At 67.0% G+C, this 20,782-nt stretch carries 17 protein-coding genes and 1 riboswitch; of the genes, 4 read left to right on the forward strand and 13 right to left on the reverse strand.

Features of this window, described 5'->3' with window-relative positions:
- The first annotated feature begins 32 nt into the window (after window positions 1-32).
- From kdpA to ASD42_RS07420, 3 genes are read left to right on the forward strand one after another with little or no spacing between them, the layout of a single operon-like run.
- The gene (gene kdpA / locus ASD42_RS07410; RefSeq protein WP_056811888.1) at window positions 33-1,703 is read left to right on the forward strand and encodes a potassium-transporting ATPase subunit KdpA; all 1,671 of its coding nucleotides are present in this window, start codon (window positions 33-35) and stop codon (window positions 1,701-1,703) included.
- A 1-nt stretch (window position 1,704) separates the two neighbouring features.
- Entirely contained in the window at window positions 1,705-3,840 is a 2,136-nt protein-coding gene (kdpB, locus tag ASD42_RS07415) for a potassium-transporting ATPase subunit KdpB (RefSeq protein ID WP_056811891.1), read from the forward strand.
- A gap of 1 nt (window position 3,841) precedes the next feature.
- Window positions 3,842-4,711 (forward strand): potassium-transporting ATPase subunit C, encoded by an 870-nt coding sequence (locus ASD42_RS07420; protein ID WP_056811894.1) that lies wholly within the window; start codon window positions 3,842-3,844, stop codon window positions 4,709-4,711.
- Window positions 4,712-4,766: 55 nt separating this feature from the next.
- Here ASD42_RS07420 and ASD42_RS07425 read toward each other — a convergent pair whose 3' ends face one another.
- The 10 genes from ASD42_RS07425 to ASD42_RS07465 all read right to left on the reverse strand — a co-directional run bounded on the left by ASD42_RS07425 (window position 4,767) and on the right by ASD42_RS07465 (window position 15,007).
- Window positions 4,767-6,911, reverse strand: a complete 2,145-nt coding sequence (locus ASD42_RS07425; RefSeq protein ID WP_056811896.1) for an amylo-alpha-1,6-glucosidase — start codon at window positions 6,909-6,911, stop codon at window positions 4,767-4,769.
- The gene (locus ASD42_RS07430; protein WP_056811899.1) at window positions 6,908-8,077 is read right to left on the reverse strand and encodes a glycosyltransferase family 4 protein; all 1,170 of its coding nucleotides are present in this window, start codon (window positions 8,075-8,077) and stop codon (window positions 6,908-6,910) included. Before ASD42_RS07430 ends, ASD42_RS07425 begins: the two co-directional genes overlap by 4 nt.
- A 286-nt stretch (window positions 8,078-8,363) precedes the next feature.
- Entirely contained in the window at window positions 8,364-9,875 is a 1,512-nt protein-coding gene (locus ASD42_RS07435; RefSeq protein WP_056811902.1) for a PstS family phosphate ABC transporter substrate-binding protein, read from the reverse strand.
- Between the two features lie 93 nt (window positions 9,876-9,968).
- A complete protein-coding gene (locus ASD42_RS07440; RefSeq protein ID WP_056811905.1) occupies window positions 9,969-11,006 on the reverse strand; it encodes a PHP domain-containing protein in 1,038 nt (345 codons plus the stop codon).
- Between the two features lie 5 nt (window positions 11,007-11,011).
- Window positions 11,012-11,593 (reverse strand): dihydrofolate reductase family protein, encoded by a 582-nt coding sequence (locus ASD42_RS07445; protein WP_056811908.1) that lies wholly within the window; start codon window positions 11,591-11,593, stop codon window positions 11,012-11,014.
- Window positions 11,594-11,657: 64 nt separating this feature from the next.
- Window positions 11,658-12,518 (reverse strand): bifunctional DNA-formamidopyrimidine glycosylase/DNA-(apurinic or apyrimidinic site) lyase, encoded by an 861-nt coding sequence (mutM, locus tag ASD42_RS07450; protein WP_056811911.1) that lies wholly within the window; start codon window positions 12,516-12,518, stop codon window positions 11,658-11,660.
- 3 nt (window positions 12,519-12,521) lie between these two features.
- On the reverse strand, window positions 12,522-13,253 hold the full coding sequence (gene rnc / locus ASD42_RS07455) for a ribonuclease III (RefSeq protein WP_056811913.1): 732 nt from the start codon (window positions 13,251-13,253) through the stop codon (window positions 12,522-12,524).
- A 24-nt stretch (window positions 13,254-13,277) separates the two neighbouring features.
- Window positions 13,278-13,460, reverse strand: a complete 183-nt coding sequence (gene rpmF / locus ASD42_RS33685) for a 50S ribosomal protein L32 (protein ID WP_040708879.1) — start codon at window positions 13,458-13,460, stop codon at window positions 13,278-13,280.
- Between the two features lie 80 nt (window positions 13,461-13,540).
- Window positions 13,541-14,146 (reverse strand): YceD family protein, encoded by a 606-nt coding sequence (locus tag ASD42_RS07460; RefSeq protein WP_056811917.1) that lies wholly within the window; start codon window positions 14,144-14,146, stop codon window positions 13,541-13,543.
- 87 nt (window positions 14,147-14,233) lie between these two features.
- A complete protein-coding gene (locus tag ASD42_RS07465; RefSeq protein ID WP_056811920.1) occupies window positions 14,234-15,007 on the reverse strand; it encodes a DivIVA domain-containing protein in 774 nt (257 codons plus the stop codon).
- Between the two features lie 252 nt (window positions 15,008-15,259).
- Here ASD42_RS07465 and ASD42_RS07470 point away from each other — a divergent pair, with 252 nt between their 5' ends.
- A complete protein-coding gene (locus tag ASD42_RS07470; RefSeq protein ID WP_056811923.1) occupies window positions 15,260-15,805 on the forward strand; it encodes a GtrA family protein in 546 nt (181 codons plus the stop codon).
- On the opposite strand, the gene coaD is transcribed toward ASD42_RS07470, so the two are convergent.
- From coaD to ASD42_RS07485, 3 genes are read right to left on the reverse strand one after another with little or no spacing between them, the layout of a single operon-like run.
- Complete coding sequence (coaD, locus tag ASD42_RS07475) at window positions 15,802-16,287, reverse strand: pantetheine-phosphate adenylyltransferase (RefSeq protein ID WP_056811926.1); 486 nt, start codon at window positions 16,285-16,287, stop codon at window positions 15,802-15,804. The genes ASD42_RS07470 and coaD overlap by 4 nt on opposite strands.
- Before the next feature lie 3 nt (window positions 16,288-16,290).
- Window positions 16,291-16,854 (reverse strand): 16S rRNA (guanine(966)-N(2))-methyltransferase RsmD, encoded by a 564-nt coding sequence (gene rsmD / locus ASD42_RS07480; protein ID WP_056811929.1) that lies wholly within the window; start codon window positions 16,852-16,854, stop codon window positions 16,291-16,293.
- Window positions 16,851-20,249, reverse strand: coding sequence for a pyruvate carboxylase (locus ASD42_RS07485; protein WP_056811932.1), 3,399 nt, complete (start codon window positions 20,247-20,249; stop codon window positions 16,851-16,853). The genes rsmD and ASD42_RS07485 overlap by 4 nt, the downstream gene beginning before the upstream one ends.
- 301 nt (window positions 20,250-20,550) lie before the next feature.
- Window positions 20,551-20,736: riboswitch (cobalamin riboswitch) on the forward strand.
- The last annotated feature ends 46 nt before the right edge of the window (window positions 20,737-20,782 follow it).

The raw sequence follows: 20,782 nt of genomic DNA on the forward strand, positions 1-20,782 counted from the left end.
CCGCGGCCCTGCTTTTCCCCGAGAGGTTCTAGGTGAACACGACAACAGCGGGGATCGCCTTCGTAGCGGCCCTGGTCATCACGCTGGCCCTGGTGCACGTGCCGCTCGGCGACTACATGTACCGGGTCTACAGCAGTGACAAGCACTCCCGCGTCGAGCGGTTGATCTACCGGGCCATCGGCGCGAAACCCGAGGTCGAGCAGACCTGGGGTGTCTACGCCCGCAGTGTGCTGGCGTTCTCGGCGGTCGGCATCCTGTTCCTGTTCTTCTTCCAGCTGGTCCAGGGCGCGCTGCCGCTGCATCTCAACGATCCGGGCACCGAGATGACCCCGGCGCTGGCGTGGAATACCGCGGTCAGCTTCGTCACCAACACCAACTGGCAGAACTACTCCGGCGAGTCCACCCAGGGCCACCTGGTGCAGATGGCCGGTCTGGCGGTGCAGAACTTCGTCTCCGCGGCCGTCGGCATGGCGGTGGCGGTGGCCCTGGTGCGCGGTTTCGCCCGCCGCCACACCGGTGAGCTGGGCAATTTCTGGGTCGACCTGGTGCGCGGCACCCTGCGCATCCTGCTGCCGATCGCGTTCGTGTTCGCGATCGTGTTGGTCGCCGGTGGCGTCATCCAGAACTTCCACCTGCACGACCAGGTCGCGCAGACCATCGGCGGCGCCGAGCAGACGATCACCGGCGGGCCCGTGGCCAGCCAGGAAGTGATCAAGGAACTCGGCACCAACGGTGGCGGCTTCTACAACGCCAACTCCTCGCACCCGTTCGAGAACGCGTCGACCTGGACGAACTTCCTGGAGATCTTCCTGCTCCTGGTGATCTCGTTCTCGCTGCCGCGCACGTTCGGCCGGATGGTCGGCAGCACCAAGCAGGGCTACGCGATCGTGGCGGTGATGGGCACGATCGCCCTGGCCAGCATCACGCTGACCAACTTCTTCCAGCTGCGGGCCCACGGCACGGTGCCGACCGCGATCGGCGCGTCGATGGAAGGCGTGGAAACCCGTTTCGGCGTGGCCGATTCGGCCACCTTCGCCGGCGCTACCACGCTCACCTCGACCGGCGCGGTCAACTCGTTCCACGATTCCTACACCAGCCTCGGCGGCATGATGACGATGTTCAACATGCAGCTGGGCGAGGTGGCGCCCGGCGGTGTCGGCTCCGGCCTCTACGGCATGCTGATCCTCGCGGTGATCACGGTGTTCGTGGCCGGTCTGATGGTCGGTCGCACGCCCGAGTACCTCGGCAAGAAGATCACTCCACGCGAAATCAAGCTGGCCGCTTCCTATTTCCTGGTGAGCCCGCTGATCGTGCTGATCGGCACGTCCGTCGCGATGGCACTGCCCGGCGAACGGGCGAGCATGCTCAACAGCGGTCCACACGGCCTCTCGGAAGTGCTGTACGCCTTCACCTCCGCGGCCAACAACAACGGTTCCGCCTTCGCCGGTCTCACCGGCAACACCGAGTGGTACAACACCGCGCTCGGCCTGGCCATGGTGTTCGGCCGGTTCCTGCCGATCATCTTCGTGCTGGCACTGGCCGGTTCACTCGCCAAACAGGGCACCACGCCCGCGTCGATCGGCACGCTGCCGACGCACCGGCCGCAGTTCGTCGGCATGGTCGTCGGTGTGACGGTGATCCTGGTCGCGCTCACCTTCCTGCCCGCCCTCGCGCTCGGGCCGCTCGCCGAAGGAATTCACTGAAATGACAACTCCCGCACTCGAATCCCCGGCCACGCCGCGGACCAAGGGCGTGCGCAAGGGCGTCCTCGACCCGAAGCTGCTGCTCACCTCACTGCCCGACGCGGTCCGCAAGCTCGACCCACGGACACTGTGGAAGAACCCCGTCATGCTGATCGTCGAGATCGGCGCGGTGTGGTCGACCATCCTGGCGATCGCCGATCCGAGCTTCTTCTCCTGGGCGATCGTCGTCTGGCTGTGGCTTACGGTCATCTTCGCGAACCTGGCCGAGGCCGTCGCCGAAGGACGCGGCAAAGCGCAGGCCGAGAGCCTGCGAAAAGCCAAGACCGACACCGTCGCTCGCCGATTGGCCGACTGGACACCCGGTGGGCGAATTGTCGAGGAACGGGTCGCCGCGCCCGAACTGCGTCGCGGTGACTTCGTCGTCGTGGAGGCCGGCCAGGTCATCCCCGGTGACGGTGACGTCGTCGAAGGCATCGCCTCGGTGGACGAATCGGCGATCACCGGTGAGTCCGCGCCGGTGATCCGCGAATCCGGTGGCGACCGTTCCGCGGTCACCGGCGGCACCACGGTGCTCTCGGACCGGATCGTCGTCAAGATCACCCAGGAGCCGGGGGCCAGCTTCATCGACAAGATGATCGCGCTCGTCGAAGGCGCGAGCAGGCAGAAGACGCCCAACGAGATCGCGCTCAACATCCTGCTGGCCGCCCTCACGATTATCTTCGTGTTCGCGGTGACCACGCTGCAGCCCTTGGCGATCTTCGCCAAGTCGAACAACCCCGGGGTGCCGGATACTTCGGCACTGGACGCGCACGGCATCACCGGGATCGTGATGGTCTCGCTGCTGGTCTGCCTCATCCCGACCACCATCGGCGCACTGCTCTCGGCCATCGGTATCGCCGGGATGGACCGCCTCGTGCAGCGCAATGTGCTGGCCATGTCGGGCCGCGCGGTGGAGGCCGCGGGCGATGTGAACACGCTGCTGCTCGACAAGACCGGCACCATCACCCTCGGCAACCGTCAGGCCGCCGAATTCGTGCCGGTGCCAGGAATTCTCGACGACGAACTCGCCGACGCGGCCCAGCTCTCCAGCCTCGCCGACGAGACGCCGGAGGGGCGGTCGATCGTCGTGTTCGCCAAGCAGACGTTCAACAAGCGCGAACGCAGCGCGGGGGAACTGCCGGGTGCCACCTGGGTGGAATTCACCGCGCAGACCCGCATGTCGGGTGTCGACCTCGCCGACGGGCACCAACTGCGCAAGGGGGCAGCTGGCGCCGTCATCGAATGGGTTCGCGCCCAGGGTGGTTCGGTTCCCGAGCAGGCCTCGGCAATCGTCGACGGCATCTCCGCGTCCGGCGGTACACCGCTGGTGGTCGGTGAGGTCAAGGACGGCACCCCACGACTGCTCGGCGTCATCCACCTCAAGGATGTCGTCAAACAGGGCATGCGGGAACGCTTCGACGAGATGCGCCGCATGGGCATCCGCACGGTGATGATCACCGGCGACAACCCGTTGACGGCCAAAGCGATCGCCGACGAAGCGGGCGTGGACGACTTCCTCGCCGAAGCGACGCCGGAGGACAAGCTCGCCCTGATCAAGAAGGAGCAGGACGGTGGCCGACTCGTCGCGATGACCGGCGACGGCACCAACGACGCTCCCGCGCTGGCGCAGGCCGACGTGGGCGTAGCGATGAACACCGGTACCTCGGCCGCCAAAGAGGCGGGCAACATGGTCGATCTGGACTCCGACCCGACCAAGTTGATCGAGATCGTGGAGATCGGCAAGCAGTTGCTGATCACCCGCGGCGCACTCACCACGTTCTCCATCGCCAACGACATCGCCAAGTACTTCGCGATCATTCCCGCGCTGTTCGTGGCACTGTTCCCCGGCCTGGACGCACTCAACATCATGCGCCTGGCCAGCCCGCAGTCGGCGATCCTGTCCGCGGTCATCTTCAACGCGATCATCATCGTGGCGCTCATTCCACTGGCGCTGCGCGGTGTCAACTACCGGCCGAGCAATGCCTCGAAGCTGTTGAGCCGCAACCTGACGATCTACGGCCTCGGCGGCATCATCGCGCCGTTCCTCGGCATCAAGATCATCGATCTGTTCGTCCAACTCCTCCCCGGGATGTCCTGAAATGCGTATGTCTACCTGGATCCGCCAGCACCTGGCCGCCCTGCGCGCCCTGCTCGTGCTGACCGTGATCACCGGAATCGTGTATCCCGTGGCGGTTTTCGCGATCGCGCAGCTGCCCGGGCTCGACGACAAGGCCAACGGCTCGCTCATCGAGCGGGACGGCAAACTGATGGGCTCCAGCCTGATCGGGCAGTCGTTCACCGACGCCGACGGCAAGGCGATGGGTCAGTACTTCCAGAGTCGCCCGTCTGCCGCGGGCGACGGCTATGACCCGCTGTCCACCGGCGCGAGCAACCTCGGTCCGGAAGATGTCGTCGACTCGGCCGATCGCACGAGCCTGCTCACCACCGTGTGCGCGCGCTCGAAGGAGGTCGGCGACCGTGAGGGGGTCGACGGCACCCGCCAGTTCTGCACGAAAGACGGTGTCGGCTCCGTGCTTTCGGTGATCGGCCCGCGTGACACCGATGGTGATGTGTCACGGCCGGTGCAGGTGGTCAGCGTCAACGAACTCTGCCCCGCGCAACCGTTCCTCACCACGTTCCGCGGTGTCGCCGTGGAGTGCGCGAAGGAAGGTGAGGACTACTCGGTCGGCCGGATCATCCCGATCATCGGGGACGCCTCCGCCGATCCAGCGGTGCCCGCCGACGCTGTCACCGCGAGCGGCAGCGGCCTCGACCCGCATATCTCCCCCGAGTACGCGGCCATCCAGGTCGAGCGGGTGGCGAAGGCGCGCGGCATCACCGCCACGCAGGTCCGTGAGCTCCTCGACGCGCACACCGACGGGCGCACACTCGGTTTCCTCGGTGAGCCGCGAGTGAACGTCGTCGAACTCAACCTCGATCTCGACGCCCGCTACCCGTTCGCGGGCTGAATAACAGCGATCGGGGCCGGATCTGGACAGATCCGGCCCCGATTCGCTTGTCGCGCTAGTCCTCGTCTGTCACCAATGCCCAACCATCCGGCAGACCGGTCACGGTCACCGCGGACCCACACACTTCGAGATCCACCGTCACCCCCTCGCCCAGCCGGAACTCCGACATCCGCACACACCCCCACGCCGGGGGCACCTGCGGCCGCAACGTCAATGTCTTGGCCGGCACATCGGGATCGAGCCCGAGGAACGATCGAACCAGCAGCAACGGCGCCGCACTCGCCCACGCCTGCGGCGAACACGAGGTCGGGTACGGCACGGGTGCCGCGAATCTCGACCGAGGGAAACCACAGAACAACTCGGGCAGTCGACCGTCGAACGCGGCGGCGGCATCGAGCAGCCCACCCGACAGCTTCGTGGCCAGTTCCACCGCGCCCGGCACATGCTGGTATCGCATCAACCCGGCGACAGCGATCGCCGTGTCATGCGGCCAGATCGACCCGCTGTGGTAACTCATCGGGTTGTAGGCGCCCATATCCGACGCCAAGGTCCGCAGGCCGAATCCCGAATCCATCTCTGCCCGAGCCAGATTCCGGATCAGGATCTCGGCGTGTTCGTCGGTCGCGATGCCCGACCACAGACAGTGCGCCGCGTTGCTGGTCAACGCGTCGACCTGACGCTTGCGACCGTCCAAGGCCACCGCGTACCAGCCGTAGTGGGGTAGCCAGAACTGTTCGGCGAACTTGGTGCGCAACTCGTCGGCCCGCTCCCGCATCCGCACGGCCAGATCGGGGTCGTCGAACTGGTCGGCCAGTTCCGCGCGGGCAAGGAACGCCGCGTACACATACCCCTGCACCTCGGCCAAGGCGATCGGCGCTTCGGCGATATGTCCCGCGGCGTCGTTGATTCCGTCGAAGCTGTCCTTCCAGCCCTGATTGATCAGGCCGCGGTCGGTGGCGCGCACGTACTCGACGAAACCGTCGTCGTCGCGGTCACCGAAATCGGTGATCCAGCTGATCGCGGCGTCGGCCGCGGGCAGCAGGGTGGCGATCGATCCCGGATCCGCGCCCCACCGTAGACATTCGGCGAGCAGCATCACGAAAAGCGGTGTGGCGTCGACCGTTCCGTAATAGATCTGCCCGCCGAGCACCTGACCCACCGAGGGGCCGCGCCGCATCTCGTGCATGATCCGGCCCGGCTCCTCCTCCACGAGCGGGTCGATCGTCTGGCCCTGCAACTCGGCCAGCTGCTGCAAAGTACCCAGTGCCAGATCGGTTTCCAGCGGCAACGACATCCATGCCGTGAGCAGCGAGTCGCGGCCGAACAGCGTCATGAACCACGGCGCGCCCGCCGCCACGAAGGGCCGGTTGGTGCCCGAATCGGTGTGGATCTGCAACGCGCCCAGATCGCTTTCACTGCGGCGCAGGATCTGGTTGAGCAGACCCGAATCGGCGGAGATATCGGTGGCGGTGGCCCGCCACGCCTGGATCTTGCGCACCGGCTCGCTCGCCCGGTAGCGCTCGCCCGGCGTGCCGCTGGTCTGCGGGCGCTGCGCGGCGCCCGCCGGTTGTGCGGTGATCTCGGTCTGCCAGCGCCCGCCCGCCGGGACCACCACCCGCCAGATCATGGTGCCGGGCAACACCATCGGCTCGATGGTCGAGGTGAGCGCGAGCCCACGCGACAGATCGGCACGGTCGTGGAGCAGCAGTTCACCGTCGGTGGTCGTCATCTCCGCGCGGCGCCCGTGCGTGCGGCCTTCCTTCACCGCGAACAGGTCGACGAAATCGGCGTCGACGTGCAGCTCCAGAACCACCGCCGTCGCCTCGCGGCTCATGTTCTCCAGCGTGATCAGCTCGTGCATGCCCTCGGCGACGAGCCGATCACGCACCACGAGCAGGGTGCTGTCGGCCCGACCCTGCTGCGGAGGCCTGCGCAGCACGAACCGTGCCGCGAAGGCCTCCGGGCTCAGCACCGACAGCGCCTCGGGCCGTTTGCCGTCGATCATCAGCTCCCAGCGCGAAATCACCCTGGCGTCACGAAAGAACAGGCCCTGCGGCTTACCCGGCTCGATATCGCCGAGTCGGTCGGACAGGCAGAACGTGCCGCCTTCGACAAGGGTGATGTTGCCGCCACCGCCACCGAGCCCCGCGGGTTCCCCCGCGTTGAAGGGGCTCGGCGCCGAGGCGCTGTCCGTGCTCATGCGCGCCCGTTGGCCGCCACCCCGATGGGCAACGGCATCGCATACGCGGTGTCGTAACCGATCGTGGTGCGGGCGAGCAGTTCCCGGTACACCTGTTCGTAGCCGCGGCCGAGGGTGTCGGCGCTGAAGTTGTCGACCACGTGCTTCCGGCACAGGGCCGGATCGTAGGTCTGGACTTCGGCGATGGCGGCGGGCAGTTCGGAGGGATCGTCACAGATCCGCCCCGTCACCCCGTCGACCACCACTTCGCTCACCGCACCGCCGCGCAACGCGACCACCGGCGTTCCGCAGATCATCGCCTCGATCATCACCATGCCGAACGGCTCCTCCCATCGAATGGGGAACAGCAGACACTTTGCTCCGGACAGGAGTTTACGCTTGGCGGCCGCGTCGGCGAGACCGAACATCTGATCCTGGTCGGTCATCCGCGGGCGCACGAACTCCTCGAAGTAGGCCTTCTCGGGCGACTCACTGCATTTGCCCGCCAGGATCAGCGGCATGCCGACGGCGTGGGCGGCGTCGAGCGCCAGATGCGGACCCTTGTCGTCGCTGAAACGGCCGAGGAACAGCGCGTAGTCCTGCTTCTCGGTCTCGAACGGCCACTGATCGGGCCGCAGCGCGTTGTGCACCCGGCCCGCCCACGGCAGATCGGGCGCCAGCGCGCGCTGACGGTCGCTGATCGCGACGAGCGAACACTCCTGGCCCAGTTCCTTGTAATAGCGGTAGCAGTCGTCCTGCACCGGGCCGTGCACGGTGACCACCGTCGGCAACCCGAGATTGGCGTAGGCGGGCGCGTTCAGCGGGCCCGCGAAAGTGTGGTCGTGGACCAGGTCGATGCCTTCGGTATCGGCCAGCCGCTCGATGGCGCGGCGCACCCGCAGCGCGTGCACGATTTCCGGGAACGGATCGCCCAAACGTTCAGGCTGAATCCGGTCCCACAGCGGAACGAAGTTCGCTTGGGTACCATCTATACCCGCACCGAACAGTGTGACGTGATGGCCGCGCTCGCACAGCGAGTCGACCAGATCGGCGACTACGGCCTCGACGCCGCCGTAGGCCTTGGGCGGGACATCGAAATAGGGTGGGACAACCATCGCGATCCGCAGTGGACCACCGTGGTGATCGATCGAATAGAGATCGGACGCGGACAAACCGGTCGGCGACATTGCCGACGTGTCTGTACTCATGACCTTCCTTCCAGGGACGCAACCTCGCAACACTTGCGCGAACAAGAGATGGCCGCCTCGGCGGAGGTGGAGACGAGAGCTTCACCGCCGTCCATGGGGCATGGTTGGCCTGGCCAGACGCAATGCGCACCGTTTCGGGTGCCCGCCTGAACAGAGGGGCCGTCAAGGAACGTACCCCGCTACCGCAGAGTAAACCAGCGTGTTGCTGGAAATGTTCGGTCTCGATTCCTACAGCCTGACAGGAGATTACGCGGTCAGATGCGGTCTACGGCGTACAGACGGCGGGCTCTACGGGATCTACACACGGAATATTTCCGAACTCGATCATGGTGAGCCTGGCCTTACCGTGGGTCAGATAGTCGATGAACTGGGCTACCAGCGAATCACCGGCGACCGGACCGTGGGTGAGGGCGTACTCGACTCCGACGAAGGGATACCGACCCGCCCGCATCGAGTCCGCCGAAGCACCGACACCGTCGATCGACACCGCCCTGACGTCGGCGCCGACGGCTGAGGTCTCCATGTAGCCCACTGCGCCAGGAATTTTGGCAACGAATGTTGCCACTTCGTCCGTGAGGTCGACCTCGCATTGCGCACCACCGGCCGCCATCCCGATGCAACTGGTGTAGGGAAACACCTTGCGGTTGCCCTCGAGTAGGCGGGATTCGAGCGCGCGCCGGGTACCCGAGCCCGCGGTCCGATCGATCAGCACCACCGGCAGGTCGGGGCCGCCGATCTGGTTCCAGTTCTGCACATCTCCCCGGTAGAGGCCTCGGATCTGCGCAGCCGTGAGGTTCGTCAGGCCGACGCCGGGGTGCACCACCATCGAGAACGAGCCCAGCGCCAGTGGACGTTCGGTCAGGGCTTCGAAGGAATTGCCCTTGGAGCCGTCACCGATCGCGAGCGTGTTCTGCGTCTGACCGCCGCGAGCCAGGGTACGCAGACCCGGTTCGGTCCCCGCGAACGCGAAGGTGAATTTCGCTTCGGTACAAGTCTTCTCGTAGTCCTGCGCGGCTTTGCGGATCATCGGCGCCATCGCCGTCGAGCCGACGACGGTGAGTTCACCTGCGGCACAGTCGCGCGGCGGCGGATCCGGTTGCAGCGCGAGAACAGCCTGGACCGTGATCAGCGCTACCAGGAATCCGCACAGCGCCATGAGCTTTCGCGACGGCCCCGTCTTGCTCTTGGTCTCGACAACCTTGCCGCCCTTGACCGCCCCGGTCAGGATCGGTTCCGCCGGCACTCCTGTGCCGTGTTCGCGCCTCAGCACCGCCAGAATCTTGTAATGCTGGCCTCGTTCGAGTGGCACCTTCGGCAGGTCGATGATGCCCTCGAAGCGCGGGCCCTCGCCCCGCGTCCGCTTCCCGATGCCAGAACCCGGACCGAGGTTGTCGGGCAATACCCCCTCGAGTTCGGTCACCGCCATGCCGATCACCTCCCGACCGGGAAAGGTGACGTGCAGCCCGATCAGCGCGGATTCGGGGCTGCGCATCCGGTAGTCGTCGGCGTCGATAGCGAGGGTGCCACTGTTCTCGACGCGAACCAGCACCACCGACAGCCTCGAAAGATCCAGCGGCATTCCGGGGATCTCCGGGGTGCTCAGATTCCGCAGCGCGCCGACCAGCGAAGCGGATTCGGTCTCACCGGTGACCGGCGTATCCATCTGCACGCGGTAACCCAGCCGCCGACGCCCGACCAGGACGAACTCGCGCACGAATGCGGCCGACGCGACCACGATTCCCGCCCCGGACAGCACGATCTCAATAGGAACGTTCATCGGACCCCCCGCACTCAGCCACCATCGGCTGAGTTGATATCTACCAGGCCGCCGACGACCGATCGGAGGTGAGATCAGTTGTTGGGCAAGACTTCACCCAACGGATTCCCGACACCAGGCCAGCAGCTCCTCGACCGGCCAGGTGTCGATCACCTTCTCGGCGGTGACCCCGTGGGCCAGTGCCCGCTCGCATCCGTAACCCTGCCAGGCCAGTTGGCCCGGTGCGTGGGCGTCGGTGTCGATGCTGAACAGGCAGTCCATCTCGACGGCCAGTTCGATCAAACGCCCAGGTGGATCACGGCGTTCGGGGCGGCTGTTGATTTCGACGGCGGTGCCGTAGCGGCGGCAGGCTTCGAAGACGAGTTCGGCGTCGAACGACGACTCGGGGCGGGTGCCTCTGGCCCCTTCCACGAGGCGGCCGGTGCAGTGGCCGAGGATATCGACGTTGGGGTTCGCGACCGCGTAGACCATGCGTTTGGTCATGGTGGCGCTGTCGTCGCGCAGGTGCCAATGCACGCTGGCGACAACGACATCCAGGCGTTCGAGGAGATCTGCCCGCTGGTCGAGGGTGCCGTCGTCGAGGATGTCGACCTCGATGCCGGTGAGGATGCGAAACGGCGCCATCTGCTCGTTGAGTTCGGCGATCACGTCGAGTTGACGCAGGAGCCGGTCGGCGGACAGGCCGTTGGCGACCTTGAGTCGGGGCGAATGGTCTGTCAGCGCGCAGTATTCGTGGCCGAGCGCGGCCGCGACACCCATCATCTCCGCGATCGGACTTCCACCATCGGACCAGTCCGAGTGGGTGTGTAGATCCCCCCGTAGCGCGGCGCGCAACTCCTCGCCCGCCGGTGCGATCGGCTTCGCCTCCTTGCGGAGCTCGGCCAGATAGTCGGGAACCTCACCGGCACAGGCTTGTTCGATGATGGCCGCCGTCTTCGGCCCGATCCCGGCGAGCTCGCGCCAGCTGTGTTCGCTCGCGCGAGTGGCGAACTCGGCGTCGGCGAGTCCGGCGACGACATCGGCGGCGCGGCGGTAGGCCTTCACCCGGTGCGTTTCGGCACGACCGCGTTCGAGCCAGAACCCGACCTCACGCAGCGCCGCCACCGGACCCGGACTCGCCGCCGATATCATCGCGGCTACTTGATCCGGCCGTACTTGAGGAACGCGACGCCGTCGGCGTACACCCGGCTGGTGATCACCCGGAACCGCTCCGGCGCGGGCAGTTTCGCCCCGCCGCCGAACAACGGCCTTCCGGTACCGAGCACCACCGGGTGCAGCTTCAAGAACACCTGGTCGATCTCGGGCAGCAGCGTCTGCGCCAGTTCACCGCCACCGCAGAGCCAGATCCCCAGTCCGTCCTCGCGTTTGAGTTCGCGCACCGCGGCGGTCGGGTCCTCGGCGATCAGTTCCACGCCCGGCGCCGGCGCTTCGGGCAGCGTCGTGGACACCACATATTGGCGCAGGTGCTCATACGGGCTGGCGGTGCCGGTGCGGACGCCGAAATCGTGGGTCTTGCGGCCCATGATCACGGTGTCGAAGTAGATGTTGCCCGCCGCGATCCCGCGGGCCTCGCGCACCTTGGTCGGCAGGGTTTCCGGATACTGCGAGATGATCGCGGGACCGTGGTCACCGCCTACCGGAAAGAAGTCCAGCGTTCCGTCCTCGGCGGCGATGAAGCCGTCGATTGTCGATGCCACGAAATAGGTCAGCTTGCGCATAACGTCCTCCCTGCACGGACCCGGTCTGTCACGACCTGTCAGGAGAAACGTTAGCGTGCCCGGATCAGCGGCGGCGCGGCTTCCGTTGACACTTGGGACAGGAAAACGACGACCGATTCATGAATTGTTCCCGAACCAGCAGCGTCGCGCACCGATCGCACGGTTCGTCCTCGCGCCCGTAGGCGGCCAATGACCGGGAGAAATAGCCGGATTCGCCGTTCACATTCACATACAGGGCGTCGAAGGAGGTGCCGCCGACGGCCAGCGCCTCGGTCATGACCGCGGTGACCCCGTCGAGCAGGGTGCGCAGGACCGGGCGGGTGAGATCGGCGGCGACGCGGGTGCCGTGCAGACCGGCCCGCCACAGCGCCTCGTCGGCGTAGATGTTGCCGATGCCCGAGATCACCGTCTGATCGAGCAGCACGCGTTTGATCTCGGTGTTCTTGGCGCGGATGGCCGCGACCACGGCTTCGCGGTCGAAGAGTGGGTCGAGTGGATCGCGCGCGATGTGGGCCACGGAATCGGGCACCACGGTCCCGTTCACCTCGACGAGGTCGGCCAGCGCCCAACCACCGAAGGTGCGCTGGTCGACGAATCGCAATTCGGCGCCGTCACCGAGCACTGCCCGGATGTGCGCGTGCTTCTCGACGGGCGCGTCGGCGGGTTGCACCAGCATCTGACCGCTCATGCCCAGATGCACGACCAGGGCGGTATCGGGCTCGTCGAAGGTGAGCCAGAGATATTTTCCGCGTCGCTGCGCGGAGTCGATCCGCAGTCCGGTGAGCCGTGCCGCCAGATCAGCACCACCCGCGACGTGCCTGCGCACGGCACGCGGGTGGGTGACGGTGACGGTCTCGATCGCCCGGCCGACCGCATGATCGGCGAGACCGCGCCGAACGACCTCGACCTCGGGCAATTCGGGCACGGATCAGGCTTCGGTCGTGGATTCGTCGGTCAGAGCCTTGTAGGCCGTACCGGCTGCCTTCTGCTCGGCTTCCTTCTTGGAACGGCCGATGCCCGAACCGTACGCATGACCGGCGATCACCGTGGTGGCGGTGAACTCCTTGTTGTGGTCGGGTCCGGTGGAGGTGATCTCGTAGGCGGGCACGCCGAGACCGCGTTCGGCGGTGAGCTCCTGCAGGCTGGTCTTCCAGTCGAGGCCGGCGCCCATGCGGGGGCCACGCTCGAGCAGGTCGGCGAACAGCCGCAGCACCACGCCGCGCGCGGTTTCGATGCCGTGCTCGAGGTGCACCGCACCGAGCAGCGATTCCATGCCGTCGGCGAGGATGCTCGGCTTGTCACGGCCGCCGGTGAGCTCTTCGCCCTTACCGAGCAACAGATACTGGCCGAGTCCGCCGTCGCCGAGACCACGCGCCACCTCGGCGAGCGCGTGCATGTTCACCACGCTGGCGCGCAGTTTCGCGAGTTCACCCTCGGACTTCTCCGGATGCTCGGTATACAGGCGCTCGGTGATGCTGAGGCCGAGTACCGAGTCGCCGAGGAACTCCAGGCGCTCGTTGGTCGGCAAACCGCCGTTCTCGTACGCGTACGACCGGTGCGTCAGCGCTAGGCGCAGAAGCTCCGGTCGTACGTCGACACCGAGGGCGGTGAGAAGGCTGGCGTGATCCGCCGCGCCTACATTGTCTTTACTGGCTGTCACGTTGCTAGGAATGATCTACAACGATCAGACTGCAGAGGTGACCTGGCGGCCCTTGTAGGTGCCACAGGACGGGCACGCGATGTGCGGGAGGGTCTTCTCACCACACGCGCGGTTCGGGCAGGTGACCAGGGTCGGCGCGGTGGCCTTCCACTGGCTGCGACGCGACCGGGTGTTGGAACGCGACATCCGACGCTTGGGAACAGCCACGGCTACTTCTCCTCTTGGTTTTCGCTGACTACACCGGCATCAGATGCCGCGGCAGCGGTTTGGTCTTGGTGGTGGAACCCTCAGGCGGGGTCGCCGGTACCGGGCTCTTCAGTGGCGAAATTCGCCAACTTCGCCCAGCGAGGGTCCAGTATCTCATGCCCATGATCAGGACCCGCAATCGCCATCCGCACGCCGCACTCGGGGCACAGGCCCGCGCAGTCCGGGGAGCACAGCGGCTGCAGCGGAAGCTCCAGCCCGATGGCATCGAGAATCACCGGTTCGAGGTCGACGAGGTCGTCTTCCATGCGGTAGACCTCGGCGTCCTCGGTCGTCTGCTCGGTGGTGCTGTCCGGATAGGCGAACAACTCCGTCAGACGAATCTCCACCTGGTCGTCGAACGGTTCGAGGCAGCGCGAGCACTCCCCAGCCGTCGGTCCGGATGCCGTGCCGGTGACCAGCACACCCTCCGAGACGGCCTGCAGTTGCAGGTCGAGTTCCACCTCGGCGTCGGCCGGGATGGCGATCAGGTCGAGACCCAGCCGCTCGTGGTCGGTGACTGTGCGATGCAGCTCCCGCATGGTTCCCGGCCGACGGCCGAGATTGCGGACGTCCAGCACGAAACCCGCCTCCGACACAGGACCATTGGTCTTGCGTGGACGCGCGGACGAACCGGAACCGGCGGACATCACTGACTCACTTACCGTCGAGGGGATAATGGGCAACCACTCCACAGTACGGCAGGACCCCGCCGGAATTCAAAACGCGCGCTCGGCTCAGCGGCGGTGCTCAGCAGCGTATTCGGGGTATTCGGCGGCCGGTCCGCCGCGCATCTGTTGACGACCACGAGTAATCGAGCGCCGGGTGGTGTTGAGCGTCTCTTCCATGGCGGCGAGCCTGTTGCCGAAATCGGCCATCTGCTCGTCGACATAGTCGTCGCATTCGGTGCGCACCCGGTCGGACTCGGCTTGCGCCTCGTCGATCAGGCGGGCGGATTCGGCGTGCGCTACCCGCACCACCTCGGTCTGCGCGACCAGGCGAGCCTGTTCGGCCTTGCCGTCGGCGACCGAGCGCTCGTAGGAGGCCTTGCCCGATTCGATGGCCCGGTCGGCGTCGATCTGGGCGCGGCCGGTGAGCTCGTCGTATTCGGCGTTGCCGTCGGCCACGACCTGATCGGCCTCGGCCTGGGCCGAAGTCACCAGGCGGTCGGCGTGGGCGGTGGCCTCGGCGACCATGCGGTCGGCGTGGTCCTTGGCGTCGGCGAGGATGCGATCGGCCTCGGCCCGCGCGGAGTCGATGGTGGCGCGCGCCTGCTCGTTGGCCGTGGTGACCGTCGTCTCGGCGCCGCTGCGGGCGTCACCGACGATCTTGTCGCGGTGATCGAGCACGTCCTGGGCGTCGTCGAGTTCACCGGGCAGCGCGTCGCGAACATCGTCGAGAAGTTCGAGGACGTCGCCGCGCGGCACGATGCAGCTGCGGGTCGGCGGGATGCCGCGCGCCTCTTCGACGATGGCGACCAGTTCGTCGAGTGCTTCGAATACGCGATACATGCTCACTACCCTCCTGCGGACTCACGGCGAAACCACTACCGCCGACGCCCAGTGTGCCCGTCTCGGGCGGCTGTGCCGAATGTCGACGCGGTGTGTCGCGACAGTGTCCAAGATCGCACAGATATCAAGTGGAGTGCAGCCCTCCACTTCGGCTACCATCAGTGAGCACGACAACGCCGTCCGCCGGGAAGCACCGCAACCTCTTCACTGTTGTACTCCTCGACGTCTGTTCATGTGGGATCGGAGTCGAACATGACCCTCCTGGAAACACCTAGGAGTCCGGTGTCGCACGTCGCGGGCATGTTCACTCCCTGGACCGGCCCGTTCCCCGTGGTGACGCCGAGTGAAGTCGCACCCGCGCTGCGCCCGCAGTTCGAGGGCGCGCTCACCTACCTGCGCGGCGACCGGGCGCTGCCCCAGCTCTTCCGATTCGCCCTCGTCGGCGGGTCGAGCAATATCGCGTACGTCCTGCTGTTCTTCGCGATGCACAGCATCGGCCCGCTGGTCGCCAATGTGGCCGGATCGGTGGTCAGCACGATCATCGCCAATGAATTCCACCGCCAGCTCACGTTCCACGCCACGGACCGGGTCACCTGGTTCACCGCGCAATGGGAAGGCGGCGGGATCGCGTTGATCGGCCTCGCGATCACGACCGCGTGTTTGGCCGGGCTGGATTTCTGGGCGCCCAGCCTGGGTGACATCACGCAAGCACTGACGGTCCTCGCGATCACCGCTGCGGTCGGCGGCATGCGGTTCCTCGCCCTGCGTGGTTTGTTCCGCCTGCCCGCGACGGCCTAGCCCTTACGTTCGGCGAGGCGGTCGAGTAGACGCTTGTGGACGGCCGGCGGGAGCATATCGCTCACGTCGCCGCCATAGGCGGCCACTTCCTTGACCAGCGAGCTGGACAGGAAGCTCAGTGACGGGTTGGTGGCGATGAAGAAGGTGTCGACGCCTGCCAGCTTGTGGTTCATCTGGGCCATCTGGAGTTCGTAGCCGAAGTCGCCCGCGTCGCGCAGACCCTTGACGATCGCGCTGATGCCTTCCTGCTTGGCGAAATCGACCGTCAGCCCCTGCCAGGACGCGACGCGCACGTTCGGCAGGTGGGCGACCGATTCGCGCAGGAGTTCCATGCGCTCTTCGACGGTGAACATGCCCTGTTTCTTGGGATTCACGTTCACCGTGACGATCACTTCGTCGAACTGTGCGGCCGCGCGGGCGAACACGTCGAGGTGACCATTGGTGACCGGGTCGAAGGAGCCGGGGCACAGTGCTGCAGCCATACCTCAGACGCTAGCACCGAACTCGGCGAGCTCGACCCTGGTCTCCCCGTACTTGCGCACCTTCAACGCCACATAGCCTGTGGGCCAAGTGATTTCGGGGGAACGGCTGGACCGCTCCACCGCCACCAGCGCGCCGGTCGCGAGCCAGCCGTTGTCCGCAAGGGCGGCGAGGTCGGCGATCACGTCCTCGGTGCTCACGTCGTACGGCGGATCCGAGAACACCACGTCGTAGGCCCTCGGCGCGGTCTGCTTCAACACCGAGGAGACGCTGCCGAGCCGCAGTTCCGCACCGGGCAGACCGAGCTCGGCGATATTGGCGCGCACCACCTCGGCCGCTTTGCGGTCGGACTCGACCAGCAACGCCTGTTCGGCCCCGCGCGAGAGCGCTTCCAGACCCAGCGCGCCCGAGCCCGCGTACAGGTCGAGGACGAGCGTGCCGTCCAGATCGAGGCGGGCGTCGATCGCGCTGAAGAGGGCTTCGCGCACCCGATCCGAGGTGGGCCGGGTGCCCGCGGGCGGCACCTTCAAGCGCCGCCCGCCCGCCACACCCGCGACGATGCGTGTCATTCCGACTCGCGTGCGACCAGTTCCACCAGCAGGTCGCCGCCCTCGACCTGCTGCACCTTGGCGGTCGCGATCCGGCCGACAACGCCGCCGCGCGGCGCGGTGATGGCGGCTTCCATCTTCATCGCCTCGATGGTGCCGACGGTGTCACCGGCGTGGATCTCGTCACCTTCGGACACCGCCAGGGTCACCACACCGGCGAACGGCGCCGCGATGTGGCCTGCGTTGTTCTTGTCGGCCTTCTCGGAGGCGGGCACCTCGGAGGCGACGGACCTGTCCCGCACCGCGACCGGGCGCAGCTGCCCGTTCATGATGCACATGACCGTGCGCATGCCCTTCTCGTCGGGCTCGGAGATCGCCTCGAGGCCGATGAGCAGGGTGACGCCCTTCTCCAGCTGCACGCGGTGCTCTTCGCCGCGGCGCAGGCCGTAGAAGAACTGGTTCTCCGACAGCCCGGTGGTGTCGCCGTACTTCTCGCGGTGGGTGTTGAACTCGGCGGTCGGGCCGGGGAACAGCAGCCGGTTCAGCGTGGCACGGCGCTCGTCGGAGGAGCCGTCGAGCGCCTTCTGGTCGGCCGGGCTCAGCGGGGTCTCGGGCTTGGGTTCGTTGCGCCCGGCCAGCGCCTTGCTGCGGAACGGTTCGGGCCAGCCGCCCGCGGGGGTGCCGAGCTCGCCGCGCAGGAAGCCGATCACCGAGTCGGGGATGTCGTAGCGGCCCGGGTCGGCGGCGAAGTCCTCGATACCGACGCCGGTGCCGACCAGCGCCAGCGCGAGGTCACCGACCACCTTCGACGACGGGGTCACCTTGATCAGACGACCCAGCAGCCGGTCGGCGGCCGCGTACTTGGCCTCGACCTCTTCGAACCGGTCGCCGAGGCCGAGCGCGATGGCCTGCTGACGCAGGTTCGACAGCTGACCACCCGGGATCTCGTGGGTGTACACGCGCCCGGTCGGCGCGGGCAGGCCCGACTCGAACGGCGCGTAGACCTTGCGCAGCGCCTCCCAGTACGGCTCCAGATCGCATACGTTCTGCAGGTTCAGGCCGGTGTCGTGCTCGGTGTGCGCGGTGGCGGCCACGATCGCCGACAGCGCGGGCTGGCTCGTGGTGCCCGCCATCGCCGCGGACGCGCCGTCGACCGCGTCGGCTCCGGCCTGCCACGCCGCCAGGTAGGTGGCCAGCTGTCCGCCGGGGGTGTCGTGGGTGTGCACGTGCACCGGCAGATCGAAGTTGCTGCGCAGCGCGGTCACGAGTTTCGCGGCCGCGGGGGCGCGCAGCAGACCGGCCATGTCCTTGATCGCGAGGACGTGCGCGCCCGCGTCGACGATCTGCTCGGCCAGCTTCAGGTAGTAGTCGAGGGTGTAGAGCGACTCGTTCGGGTCGAGCAGGTCGCCGGTGTAGCTCAGCGCGACTTCCGCGACGGCGGTACCGGTTTCGCGGACCGCGTCGATCGCCGGACGCATCTGGTCGACGTTGTTGAGCGCGTCGAAGATGCGGAAGATGTCGATACCGGTCGTGGCGGCTTCGGAAACGAACGCGCGCGTGACCTGTTCGGGGTAGGGCGTGTAGCCGACGGTGTTGCGACCGCGCAGCAGCATCTGCAGGCAGATGTTGGGCACGGCTTCACGCAGGGCCGCCAAGCGCTCCCACGGGTCCTCGTGCAGGAATCGCAGTGCCACATCGTAAGTCGCGCCACCCCACGCCTCGATGGAGAGCAGTTCGGGGGTCAGTCGCGCGACGTGTCCCGCCACACCGAGCAGACCGTTGGTGCGCACGCGGGTGGCCAGCAGGGACTGATGCGCGTCCCGGAAGGTGGTGTCGGTGACGCCGAGCGCCTTCTGCTCGCGCAGGGCGCGGGCGAAACCCTCCGGCCCGAGGGCGATCAGTCGCTGGCGCGAGCCGTCCGGCGGCGGCAGCGTCAGGTCGACGGCGGGCAGCTTGTCGTAGGGGTACACCGTGGTCGGGCGGTCGCCGTTGGGCTTGTTGACGGTGACGTCGGCCAGATAGGTCAGGATCTTGGTGCCACGGTCGGCTGATCCGCGCGAGGTGAGCAGTTCGGGACGCTCGTCGATGAACGAGGTGGTCACCCGGCCCGCCTGGAAATCGGGATCGTCGAGCACCGACAGCAGGAACGGGATGTTGGTCGTCACGCCGCGGATGCGGAATTCGGCCAGCGCGCGACGAGCGCGAGCGGCGGCGGCGGGCAGGTCACGACCACGGCAGGTGAGCTTGACCAGCATCGAGTCGAAGTAGGCGCCGATCTCGGCGCCCAGGTTCGCGCCACCGTCGAGACGGATGCCCGCGCCGCCCGGTGTGCGGTAGGCGGTGATACGGCCGGTGTCGGGGCGGAACCCGTTGGCCGGGTCCTCGGTGGTGATGCGGCACTGCAGCGCGGCACCACGGATCTGCACCGTTTCCTGGCTCAGACCCAGGTCTGCGAGGGATTCCCCCGCCGCGATACGCAGCTGCGACTGCACCAGGTCGACGTCGGTGATCTCCTCGGTGACGGTGTGCTCCACCTGGATGCGCGGGTTCATCTCGATGAACACGTGGTTGCCACGCTCGTCGAGCAGGAACTCCACGGTGCCCGCGTTGATGTAGCCGATCTGGCGGGCGAAGGCCACCGCGTCGGCGCAGATCCGTTCGCGCAGTTCGGGAGACAGGTTCGGAGCGGGCGCGAGCTCGATCACCTTCTGGTGCCGACGCTGCAGCGAACAGTCGCGTTCGAACAGGTGCATCACATTGCCGTGCTGGTCGGCCAGGATCTGTACCTCGATGTGGCGCGGATTCACCACGGCCTGCTCGAGGAACACCGTCGGATCACCGAACGCCGACTCCGCTTCCCGCGACGCCGCTTCGATCGACTCCCGCAAGAGCTCGGGCGTGGCGACCCGGCGCATGCCACGACCACCACCACCGGCGACGGCCTTGACGAAGATCGGGTATTCGAGTTCGGCTGAGGCGGTGAGCAATTCGTCGATATCGGCCGAGGGCGCGCTGGACTTCAGCGTCGGCAGCCCGGCCGCCTTGGCCGCTTCGATGGCCGTGGCCTTGTTGCCCGCCATCTCGAGGATCGCGGCGGTGGGGCCGATGAAGGTGATGCCCTCGGCGGCACAGGCCGCGGCGAGGTCGGGGTTCTCCGACAGGAAGCCGTAGCCGGGGTAGATCGCGTCGGCGCCCGCGCTCTTGGCGGCCTCGATGATCGCCTCGATCGACAGATACGCGCGAACCGGGTGGCCCTCTTCGCCGATCTGGTAGGACTCGGCCGCCTTGAGGCGATGCACCGAGTTGCGATCCTCGTACGGGAACACCGCGACCGTTCCGATGCCGAGTTCGTAGGCCGCGCGGAAGGCACGGATAGCGATCTCACCACGATTTGCGACCAAGACTTTCGAGAACATTTGCTTACGGTACCCGGCCGTGAGGCGGGGTCGGACACGCAAGGTGGCTTCGCAGCAATCTTCACACCGCACACCCGCCCACCTGCGAAGTTGCGTTCATCAGGCCGTCACATCTCACCGCGCGGAGCCGCTCGCGGTGCGCGTGGTCGACCTCGGCGCAACCGCAGGTCACGGCCCTGTTCGCCACGGGGCGGTGTCCCGCGCCCCCCATGTGGGCCTATGCTGAGGGCGCAGCTGGTTCGCCCGCGCGGTGGAAGAGTCGGAGCCCCGACCTCCCGCGTAGGCGTCGAAACCCGGGTGCGGATCATGTTCCGCACCGGGTGAGAGGGAACCCGGTGAGAATCCGGGACTGTCCCGCAGCGGTGAGCAGGAACGACCGCCGTCATCAGCACTGGGCAGCATGCCTGGGAAGCGACGGCCAGTAGGTCGGTCGATCACACGACCGGTGCCCGCGAGTCCGAAGACCTGCCGACTGTGCCGGATACGCCGTATCCGGCGGCCACCGCCTCGTGGATCGGGCGCGCGGACCACCG

The organism is Nocardia sp. Root136, assembly GCF_001427185.1.
In the GTDB taxonomy this organism is placed as follows: domain Bacteria; phylum Actinomycetota; class Actinomycetes; order Mycobacteriales; family Mycobacteriaceae; genus Nocardia; species Nocardia salmonicida.